This window comes from Sulfurovum sp., assembly GCF_041551015.1.
Lineage (GTDB): Bacteria > Campylobacterota > Campylobacteria > Campylobacterales > Sulfurovaceae > Sulfurovum.
Genome location: NZ_JBFENQ010000069.1, coordinates 1 through 9,223 on the forward strand (window position 1 = coordinate 1; position 9,223 = coordinate 9,223).

Annotated in this window: 11 protein-coding genes and 1 pseudogene; 8 read left to right on the top strand and 4 right to left on the bottom strand. The window is 36.6% G+C overall.

Annotated features, from left to right (window positions below):
* Positions 1 to 180 precede the first annotated feature (180 nt).
* Together ABZC96_RS05855 and recR are read left to right on the top strand one after the other, a co-directional pair.
* Positions 181 to 474, top strand: coding sequence for a Dabb family protein (locus ABZC96_RS05855; protein WP_373029745.1), 294 nt, complete (start codon positions 181 to 183; stop codon positions 472 to 474).
* Complete coding sequence (gene recR, locus ABZC96_RS05860; protein ID WP_373029747.1) at positions 474 to 1,043, top strand: recombination mediator RecR; 570 nt, start codon at positions 474 to 476, stop codon at positions 1,041 to 1,043. Before ABZC96_RS05855 ends, recR begins: the two co-directional genes overlap by 1 nt.
* 20 nt (positions 1,044 to 1,063) lie before the next feature.
* Here recR and ABZC96_RS05865 read toward each other — a convergent pair whose 3' ends face one another.
* Positions 1,064 to 2,107, bottom strand: coding sequence for a DHH family phosphoesterase (locus ABZC96_RS05865; RefSeq protein ID WP_373029748.1), 1,044 nt, complete (start codon positions 2,105 to 2,107; stop codon positions 1,064 to 1,066).
* 99 nt (positions 2,108 to 2,206) lie between these two features.
* Positions 2,207 to 2,602 carry an Rrf2 family transcriptional regulator gene (locus ABZC96_RS05870; protein WP_373029749.1) on the bottom strand — a complete coding sequence of 132 codons (396 nt, stop codon included), beginning with the start codon at positions 2,600 to 2,602 and terminating at the stop codon, positions 2,207 to 2,209.
* 148 nt (positions 2,603 to 2,750) lie between these two features.
* On the opposite strand from ABZC96_RS05870, the gene rpsO reads away from it, so the two are divergent.
* From rpsO to dnaK, 3 genes are all read left to right on the top strand, one after another.
* Positions 2,751 to 3,020: a 30S ribosomal protein S15 gene (gene rpsO / locus ABZC96_RS05875; RefSeq protein ID WP_373029750.1), complete on the top strand. Its 270-nt coding sequence runs from the start codon at positions 2,751 to 2,753 to the stop codon at positions 3,018 to 3,020.
* Positions 3,021 to 3,252: 232 nt separating this feature from the next.
* Positions 3,253 to 3,798, top strand: a complete 546-nt coding sequence (gene grpE, locus ABZC96_RS05880; protein WP_373029751.1) for a nucleotide exchange factor GrpE — start codon at positions 3,253 to 3,255, stop codon at positions 3,796 to 3,798.
* Between the two features lie 25 nt (positions 3,799 to 3,823).
* The gene (gene dnaK, locus ABZC96_RS05885; RefSeq protein ID WP_373029753.1) at positions 3,824 to 5,698 is read left to right on the top strand and encodes a molecular chaperone DnaK; all 1,875 of its coding nucleotides are present in this window, start codon (positions 3,824 to 3,826) and stop codon (positions 5,696 to 5,698) included.
* A gap of 90 nt (positions 5,699 to 5,788) precedes the next feature.
* On the opposite strand, the gene ABZC96_RS05890 is transcribed toward dnaK, so the two are convergent.
* Entirely contained in the window at positions 5,789 to 7,261 is a 1,473-nt protein-coding gene (locus tag ABZC96_RS05890) for a BamA/TamA family outer membrane protein (protein WP_373029755.1), read from the bottom strand.
* A 136-nt stretch (positions 7,262 to 7,397) separates the two neighbouring features.
* Between ABZC96_RS05890 and ABZC96_RS05895 the strand changes: the two genes are divergently transcribed.
* On the top strand, positions 7,398 to 7,697 hold the full coding sequence (locus tag ABZC96_RS05895; RefSeq protein ID WP_373029757.1) for a chorismate mutase: 300 nt from the start codon (positions 7,398 to 7,400) through the stop codon (positions 7,695 to 7,697).
* On the opposite strand, the gene ABZC96_RS05900 is transcribed toward ABZC96_RS05895, so the two are convergent.
* On the bottom strand, positions 7,694 to 7,876 hold the full coding sequence (locus tag ABZC96_RS05900; RefSeq protein WP_373029758.1) for a hypothetical protein: 183 nt from the start codon (positions 7,874 to 7,876) through the stop codon (positions 7,694 to 7,696). The two genes, ABZC96_RS05895 and ABZC96_RS05900, sit on opposite strands and share 4 nt — an antisense overlap.
* A 126-nt stretch (positions 7,877 to 8,002) precedes the next feature.
* Here ABZC96_RS05900 and ABZC96_RS05905 point away from each other — a divergent pair, with 126 nt between their 5' ends.
* On the top strand, positions 8,003 to 8,656 hold the full coding sequence (locus ABZC96_RS05905; protein ID WP_373029759.1) for a response regulator transcription factor: 654 nt from the start codon (positions 8,003 to 8,005) through the stop codon (positions 8,654 to 8,656).
* Positions 8,657 to 8,756: 100 nt separating this feature from the next.
* Positions 8,757 to 9,223, top strand: a pseudogene (locus tag ABZC96_RS05910) (sensor histidine kinase); the annotation flags it as partial.

Below are 9,223 nucleotides of genomic sequence, written 5' to 3' on the forward strand. Positions count from 1 at the left end.
TCTATATGATTTCTTAAGCTCAGCACCTGAACAGTCTTTACTTACTTCAAGTACTTCATAATAATCTAATTCTGTCATTGATATTTCTCCATAGTTTATTCATCATATTTTGGGGAATAATTTTGGCGAATTCTACCATAATTTAGTTATAATCACAAAAACATTATATAGGTAGTTCAGATGGTTGTACATATCGTGACATTTCAGTTTAAAGAAGAAAATAAAAAAGCCAATATCATTCAGGCAAAACAGATGCTGGAAAATCTTATGGGTGCAGTGCCAACCCTTAGAAGTATAGATGTAGGAGTGAATTTTTCTAAAGAAGAGCGTGCAATGGATATGAGTATTATCACAGTATTTGAAAGTAAAGAGGGGCTGGAGGCATATGCTATACATCCTGAACATCTTAAAGTGGTTGACTTTATTAAGAGTGTGGTTGAGTACTCTAAAGTCGTGGATTACGAACGCCCATAATGAAACATTACAAGATAGAAGCATTTGAAAATCTGGTAGATGCCTTCGGTTCTTTACCTTCCATCGGTAAAAAAACAGCGATTCGTTTAGCGTATCATGCTGTCATGGAAGATGGATTTGGGGCTATGAAACTAGCACATGCACTAGAAACGGGAGTCAATGCCATTCAAAAGTGCAGTAAATGCCACAACATGAGCGAAGATGAACTCTGTACTATCTGTTCTGACCCTTATCGTGACAATACAAAGCTTTGTATTGTGCAAAGTGCTAAAGATATATTAACCATAGAAGAGAGTGGGCAGTTTGATGGTGTGTACTATGTTGTTACAGAGGTACGTGATCTAGATGAGGCACATTTGTTTTATGCAGTAGGGGGTGTAGATGAGATCATCTTTGCCTTCCCTCCAAGCATTGCCACAGATACGATGATACTCTACATAGAAGATAAGCTCAAAGGTCTTGACATACACTTTACCAAGATAGCCCAAGGTGTACCTACAGGTGTAGAGTTGGAAAATATAGATATTATGTCACTCTCACGTGCTTTAGAAGCGAGAGTGAAGATATAATCAAAGTATAGACTTAAAGTTTATTCGCATTTCTTATCGATATAGTCCTGTACAAACTTACGTACATCTGCATAGACAAAAGAGTCTTTATAGCCTTCTATTTTACCACCGCTTGCATTGGGGTGTCCTCCACCATTTCCAATGTGAGAAGCCATTTGTGAAACATCCAGTTTATTATTACTTCTAAGTGAAAAGTGTCCTCTGAAATTTATATCCATATAAAAGTCATAATCATCATTTTCTACCATGCAGGCATTCCCTATAATAGAAGTATTTCCTACGTTATAGCCGAGTATACCTTTATAGCCTTTGTAGTCAATGGTAAGGCGTTGTCTGTCTTTGGTTAGCAGTTTTGTAACGTAATAGGCCACAAGATTGTCTTTGGTATTGTTTTCTGTCTGTCTGAAAAATGCTTTTTTGATCTGATGGAGATCATCATCAAGTTTGATGGGAGCATCTTCATCATTTACTCTTTGTTTTGCTGCCTCTATAAGAGAGAGTTTGAAAGCTCTGTCTTCTGCAGGGAATAAAATACGGTTCACTTCTCTTGCACCAGAGATCATTCCAAGCATGACTTTTCCGTATTCAAACAGTGCATCATCACTTACCCATATGTCTATGGCATTGATCGCTTTTACGATGGTAGATAAATTATTGGCTTTATCAAAGTTATAATGTTGTTGGAGCCAATCATAGGTAATGAGTGTTGCAGAACGTGTTGTGTCAAGTTTATACCATGCAAAACGTTCAGCAGTAGAGGCACCTGTAGCATGATGATCAAGTAGTTGAAGTTTCGCACCGATACGTACAGCTTCTTTTTCTATCCAAGTACCTTCTTTTGTTGTCAGGTTGAGGTCTGTGATGAGGATGAGTGCTTCAACATCATGCCCATGTAAGAACTTATCTTGTTCTATTTTTTTAACGATCTCGCCTAGTCGTGCAGCTACTTCTGGCCCATAATTAGCATTATAACAGTCAATAGTGTCGAAACATTGTTGTGAGAGGTATTGGCATGCATAGCCATCAAGGTCTATATGGGAGAGGTGGTAAACGTGTTGTTTCATAAAAATATGCCTTTTTGAGGTTAAAATATAAGTGCATTATACAATGAAGTACTTGTAGGGTCGATAGAATCGACCCTGAAGAGGAGTAACTAGTGTGGGTTAAAGTATGTCGCCTAGGGTTAAACCATTTAAAAAATCATCTATCTTCGTTTGGAAATTCATAAGAAAAGGTGAGATAGCACAAGTTCCAATGGTTCCATTGGGACAGTTATTTATAGTTGTACAGTCAAAAACAGCTGGAGACTTACCTTCGGCAGCAAATATAATATCATTCACACTGATCTCATTGACATCTTTGGCTAATATAAATCCACCATGTGCACCTTTACGTGACTCCAGGATTCCTTTTTTTGCAAGACTTTGCAATATCTTTGCAAGAAAGCTTTTAGGGATACAGAGTTCAGTTGCCAACTGTTCTGCACCAATAGGACTGTCAGATTTTCGTATAACATCTAAAGAGAGTAGAGCATATTCACTTGCACGGGTTAGTAGCATAATAGAACCTTTTACTTAATTAGGAGTATTTTACTCTAGTTTATATTAAAGTAGGCATGAAATACGTCAATATTCGTCTAAGCTTATTATGATATGATTGCGTTCCCAAATAGAATTTTGGAAATTAAATACCAATCAGGAGGTCATTATGGCTTTAGATCCGGCGAAAAAAGCAGCAATTATTGCTAAATACGCAAGAGGCGAAAACGATACAGGTTCAACAGAAGTTCAAGTAGCACTTATCACAGATAGAATTACTTACCTTACAGAGCACCTTAAAACAAACAAAAAAGATCACTCTTCAAGACTAGGACTACTTAAACTAGTAGGTCAAAGAAGAAGACTTATGAGATATCTTAAAAACACAGATCTTGCTAGATGGAACACTATCAAAACAGATCTTGGTATTAGAAACTAATATCGCACTTCCTTATCAGCCTTTTGGCTGATAATTTTTAGAACACACACTTACAATTCCCCCTCAATTTTTCTTTAATTTATATTATTTTAAAGCTATAAATATGCACTTTTTATTAAGTTTAGTCATATTCACTCAACTAGTACTTGACAAAGATACACTCAATGTTGTATACTACATTCAAGCATTGGATATTAAAGATGCAATATATATAACATAAGGAGGTCTGTATATGAGTCAAGAGAATGAAAATCTTGAAGAGTCTCAGGCTGAAGAAGTCGAAGAGCAAACAGAAGTAGAGGAGACTGCGGAAGTTGATCCTCTTGAGGTTGCACTTGCAGAAGCTGCTGACTATAAAGATAAGTATCTCAGAGCACATGCTGACTTTGAAAACTCTAAAAAACGTTTAGAGAAAGATAAAATGAATGCCGTGTCCTATGCAAATGAAAGTTTTGCCAAAGACATTTTAGCAGTCATGGACTCTTTTGAAAATGCATTGGCATCTATGGAAAGTGCAGATGAAGAAAATACTTCAGAAGTACTTGAAAAGATGAAAGAGGGAGTCAATCTAACATACGATCAGCTTAAAAAGATATTGGAAAAAAACCATATCAAAGAAGTGGAGTGTGAAGGTGAATTTGATCCGGAAGTGCATCAAGCGATCATGCAAGTTGAAAGTGATGCACATGAAACAGGTGATATAGTTCAAGTGATGCAAAAAGGGTATACGATAAAAGATCGTGTATTGAGACCAGCGATGGTTTCAACCTGTAAATAAAATAGAATATATATAAGGATTTAATATGGCAAAAGTATTAGGAATAGATTTAGGAACAACAAACTCTGCAATGGCAGTGTTTGAAAATGGTGAAGCAAAGATCATCGCTAACAAAGAGGGTAAAAATACCACACCTTCTATTGTAGCATTTACAGATAAGGGTGAAGTACTTGTAGGTGAGTCTGCAAAAAGACAAGCGATCACAAACCCTGAGAAAACAATTTACTCTATTAAGAGAATTATGGGTCTTATGATGAGCGAAGAGAAGGCTAAAGAAGCACAAAGTAAGCTTCCTTACCACATCATAGACAGATCTGGTGCATGTGCGATCGAAGTGGCAGGTAAAACGTATACACCACAAGAGATCTCTGCAAAAGTACTTATAAAAATGAAAGAGGATGCAGAAGCATACCTTGGTGAGACTGTAACTGATGCAGTAATTACAGTTCCGGCATATTTCAATGATGCACAAAGAAAAGCAACAAAAGAAGCTGGAACAATTGCAGGACTAAATGTACTTCGTATCATCAATGAGCCTACATCTGCTGCACTTGCGTATGGACTTGATAAAAAAGAAGCAGAGCAGATTGTAGTATACGATCTAGGTGGTGGTACATTTGACGTGACTGCTCTTGAGACTGGTGACGGTGTCGTTGAAGTTATGGCAACAGGTGGAGATGCATTCCTTGGTGGTGATGACTTTGATAACAAGATTATCGATTATGTAGCTGAGCAATTTAAATCAGATACAGGTATTGATGTAAAAGCGGATGTGATGGCGCTTCAAAGAGTTAAAGATGCAGCAGAAACAGCAAAGAAAGAGCTTTCTTCTTCAACTGAAACGGAAATAAACCTTCCATTTATCACTGCTGATGCATCAGGACCAAAACACTTAGTAACAAAACTTACTAGAGCAAAATTCGAATCACTTATCAGTGATCTTGTGGCATCTACAATTAAAACAGTACAAGGTGTACTTAAAGATGCTGGTCTTAACACTTCTGACATTAACGAAATCGTTATGGTCGGTGGTTCTACAAGAGTGCCATTGGTTCAAGAAGAGATGAAAAAATTCTTTGGTAAAGATCTTAATAAATCTGTGAACCCTGATGAAGTGGTTGCACTTGGTGCGGCTATCCAAGGTGGTGTACTTGCAGGTGATGTGAAAGATGTACTTTTACTTGATGTAACACCATTGAGCCTTGGTATCGAAACATTAGGTGGAGTAACAACGAAAGTGATCGAAAAAGGAACGACGATTCCTGCGAAAAAATCACAAGTCTTCTCAACAGCTGAAGATAACCAGCCAGCGGTGAGTATCCATGTACTTCAAGGTGAAAGAGAGTTCTCAAAAGACAACAAATCACTTGGTATGTTTGAACTTAGAGATATTCCTGCAGCACCAAGAGGGGTACCTCAGATCGAAGTAACATTTGACATTGATGCGAATGGTATCTTGACTGTTTCTGCAAGTGACAAAGGTACTGGAAAATCTCAAGAGATCAAGATCACTGGTTCGTCAGGACTTTCAGATGAAGAGATCGAAAAAATGGTTCAAGATGCTGAAGCAAATAAAGCTGAAGATGAAAAAAGAAAAGAAGTAGTTGAAGCTAGAAATCAAGCAGATGCATTAGTTCACCAAACAAGAAAGTCATTGACTGATTTAGGTGAAAACTTTGATGCTACAGAAAAAGAAGGTATCGAAGCAGCTATCACTGACTTAGAAGAAACACTTAAAGATGACGCTGCAACAAAAGAGCAGATTGAAGAGAAAGTAAAAGCATTGACTGAAAAAAGTCATAAACTAGCTGAAGCAATGTACGCTAAAGAACAAGGCGGTGCAAACCCAGAAGCTAAAAAAGCAGACGATGACGATGTTATCGATGCTGAAGTAGAGTAAGACTCTACTTCAATCATATATACGGGGCTTTTAGCCCTGTATGATAAAGTTGAAAATGAAAAATAGTGATTTTTTATTTTGAGTGTTATCTTAAAAGTCAAATGGCTGATTGACCATGAACCATACATTGGTACCTTCATCTCCATAAGCAACCTCTAAGCGCATGGGAACATCTTCTATCATAGTACGTAGACTAATACCTACATCATACTTCATATCGGATACTAGATCAAAATTGTATTGGTCATGTACTCTCCCCACTTCTACAAATCCAACAAGTTGAAACCAATCTACTTTAACAGGAACTAAAGCATTATCTTTTAGAGGATTATACTTAATGATAGCTCTATACTCTACCGTAGCATAGGATACAGCTCTGTCTGAGAAACGGTTTCTGTCATACCCTCTCATACGTGAAAAACCACCAAGCCGGGCACCTTCCCATATAGGTGGACGGTGCAAGTTTAAACCAGGAGCGACTTCATGATCATCATTCCACGAGAAAGAGTAACCTGTCCATAGGCTGAGAGCGAGGACATTTTGTTTGGTAAAAGAGAAGCTGTTAAGATTAAAGTAATGGTTATATTTAAATTCTAAGAAGTCCCAGCTCTGTGTGGAGTCTCCCCACCCAAAATCTTTGGAGTACTGTAGCTCAAAATGGTATCCTCTTGAAGGGTTTAGGTTAAAGTCAGTATTGTCATGGGTAAGAAAAAATCTTAGACCATTGGTTTTCCATTCTGGTGCTGAAGACAGATCTTCATTTCCCCATATATCAGAAGCTTCCCAGTTCTCAAAGCTGTTGTATTGATAAAATGTTTTGAGTCCTATAGAAGTACTGCCTGATAAAATGGGCGTTCCTGACCCACAGGTGTGCCTACCTATGGCAAATCCATCTAAAAGTGCACAAGCCCCATCAGGATTCTCCCGTCCTGCACCAAGAGGAAGCACATATCTGAATGTTGTATTGAAAAAGTTTAAATCACCAGATGAGATAAAGACATCATCATTACTGGAATCATTTGAACCATTAAAATAGTAATGTCCTTTGGGAATATAACTTTTAAAACCTGTAAATGAAAAGAAAAGTCTCTCTGTATTAGGAATCTTAAAGTCTGAGAAGGAAATAAATCCTCCATAAAGATTTGCTTTATCGGAATCTCCATTTGTCGTTATATCTTGTGATAATCCTGAAAATGCAGCTGCCACAAATGTTGTTTGTGGTTGCAGTAAGCCCTGTTTTATAACACCTAATCCTCCAGATAAACCAGTAGAATCCGTTGAAAATGCAAAAGGAAGGAGAATCCATTCTTTATTACAGGCTGTGAGATTTGTATCTTCATTAATATTGGATATTTTAGAAAATACAAAAGGTTGTACATCCCACACTTCGCATTTTGAGAGATCTGTATCTTTTTCAGTAATGGAGACAGTAGAAAATTCAAGAGGACTGACCTTCCACACTTTACTTTCTGTCAGATTTAATTCTTCTGTAGCATGTAAGAGATTACTTACGAGAAAAGTACTACTTAATAAAGATATACATAAGTGTTTTTTGTATTTCATTCAACAATTATAGCTTAAAGCGTATAAAAGGTGAACGCTAATGAGTGCCTGGAATGATTCAATGAACTCTATATTATTTCAGAAATATTTAGGCTATAATACAACTATTATAGAGATATCATCTAAGGATAGAATAATGGAAATTAAAAAGTGTACTACACTTGAAGAAGCAAGAAGTGAGATAGATAGTGTTGACAAAGAGATAGTAGAGTTAATCGCAAAACGTAATGAATATATTAAACAGATAGCACATTTTAAAACAAGCGTAGAAGAGGTTAAAGCAGAGGAGAGAATAGCAGATGTTATTGCTCATGTAAGAGAACAAGCTATTTCTCTTGGACTCTCTCCAAACCTTATCAATGACCTTTATGTAAGAATGATAGATGAAATGGTAGAGAGTGAAATTTCTGAATTTAAGAATGCACAGAGATATTAATCTTCTTTTTCTTCCTCATCTGAATCTACTACTGCATCTACAGTAGCATCTGCGACATCAATGGTCGCACCTACAACAGAACCAGCCACAGAGATAGGAGCCGTTACTACTTGTGTACATCCTGACAACAAGAGCAAAGTTATAATTGAATAGAGTGTTGATTTTTTAAGATTTGGCATTTAGTGCTTCCCTGTACAGAATGGTTGATTCGTTTTATGCGGGGATTATATCATAAACTCTTTGTGTACTCCTATACACAAAGAGTATGTTAGAATATATGATTGATTTATAGAAAAGGGTTGAGTATGACTATACTGTTGCTTGAGGATGACGTGATCCTACAAGAGATCATAGAAGAATTTCTTGTAGAAAAAGGGTATGAGGTAGAGAGTTTTTTTGATGGTGAAAAAGCACTCGATGCCATAGGTTCCAGTTCTTATGATATGCTACTTTTAGATGTCAATGTCCCCAAAATCGATGGCTTTGAAATACTTTCATACTTACGTGAGATAGGCAATACCACACCAGCCATATACATTACCTCTCTTTCGGGGATAGAAGATCTCAAAAAAGGCTTTAACCTGGGGGCGGATGATTACCTCAAGAAACCTTTTGAACTTGAAGAACTGAATGCCCGTATAGAACACATCGTTAGGCTTTACCGTTTACAAGAAGAGATAGAGTTTGACGGTATGAAATTCATCCCTAAAGCACATCAAATATTTGTGAATGACAATGTAATAGAGATGAGACAAAAAGAGGCACAGGTTTTAGAATATTTTATACGTAATACAGGAAAGATTATCTCTTGTGATGAGATCATAGAAAATATATGGGATGATGAGAATATTCCTGCTCATGCAACGATACGAACCTATATTAAAAATTTAAGAAAAATGTTTGAAAAAGAATATTTTGAGAATATAAAAGGAGAAGGTTATCGTTTTAACATCGTATGAGCGTAAATCGCTTTTTAGTTTTTTAGCTGTCTATCTAGTATCGGTATTTATATTACTTGCGATCATAGGGTACCTTTTCTTTGAAAATAACCGCACCTCTATGCAAAATGCCATGAAGTTTGAAATGATGTATCAGGCACGTATGCTATCTTCTTCTATAGTGATGAAGGCTATGACAAATGATACAAATGGGGTAATGGATACAACAGCTCGCAATCAATTCTTGAAAAATTTAAAACATTGCCGCTTCCAAGTAGGATATTATGATAAACAGAAAAAAGCTGTTTACACCGAAATTGATGATTTTGAGGTAGTCGATAAAGATTTTTTTATCAAAGATAAAAGTTGTTACACTGTAGTAGAAGATAAGAGTAATCACTTAGGTGTCCACTATATAGTGTTAAAAGAGAACGACCTTTTTAAAACTGTACAGCAGCTACGTATTAAGATCATAGGATATTTAGTGTTCTCTTTCATACTTATGGGAGTAGTAGGGTATTTTTTAGGACGCCTGTTTTTAAGACCAGTGAGGGAACAGATAGAATCGTTAGATAATTTTATTTCAGA

Coding starts and splice junctions, on each gene's coding strand:
- ABZC96_RS05865 (WP_373029748.1), bottom strand. CDS start 2,107: ATGAAACAACACGTTTACCACCTCTCCCATATAGACCTTGATGGCTAT.
- rpsO (WP_373029750.1), top strand. CDS start 2,751: ATGGCTTTAGATCCGGCGAAAAAAGCAGCAATTATTGCTAAATACGCA.
- dnaK (WP_373029753.1), top strand. CDS start 3,824: ATGGCAAAAGTATTAGGAATAGATTTAGGAACAACAAACTCTGCAATG.
- grpE (WP_373029751.1), top strand. CDS start 3,253: ATGAGTCAAGAGAATGAAAATCTTGAAGAGTCTCAGGCTGAAGAAGTC.
- ABZC96_RS05890 (WP_373029755.1), bottom strand. CDS start 7,261: ATGAAATACAAAAAACACTTATGTATATCTTTATTAAGTAGTACTTTT.
- ABZC96_RS05870 (WP_373029749.1), bottom strand. CDS start 2,602: ATGCTACTAACCCGTGCAAGTGAATATGCTCTACTCTCTTTAGATGTT.
- ABZC96_RS05905 (WP_373029759.1), top strand. CDS start 8,003: ATGACTATACTGTTGCTTGAGGATGACGTGATCCTACAAGAGATCATA.
- ABZC96_RS05895 (WP_373029757.1), top strand. CDS start 7,398: ATGGAAATTAAAAAGTGTACTACACTTGAAGAAGCAAGAAGTGAGATA.
- recR (WP_373029747.1), top strand. CDS start 474: ATGAAACATTACAAGATAGAAGCATTTGAAAATCTGGTAGATGCCTTC.
- ABZC96_RS05855 (WP_373029745.1), top strand. CDS start 181: ATGGTTGTACATATCGTGACATTTCAGTTTAAAGAAGAAAATAAAAAA.
- ABZC96_RS05900 (WP_373029758.1), bottom strand. CDS start 7,876: ATGCCAAATCTTAAAAAATCAACACTCTATTCAATTATAACTTTGCTC.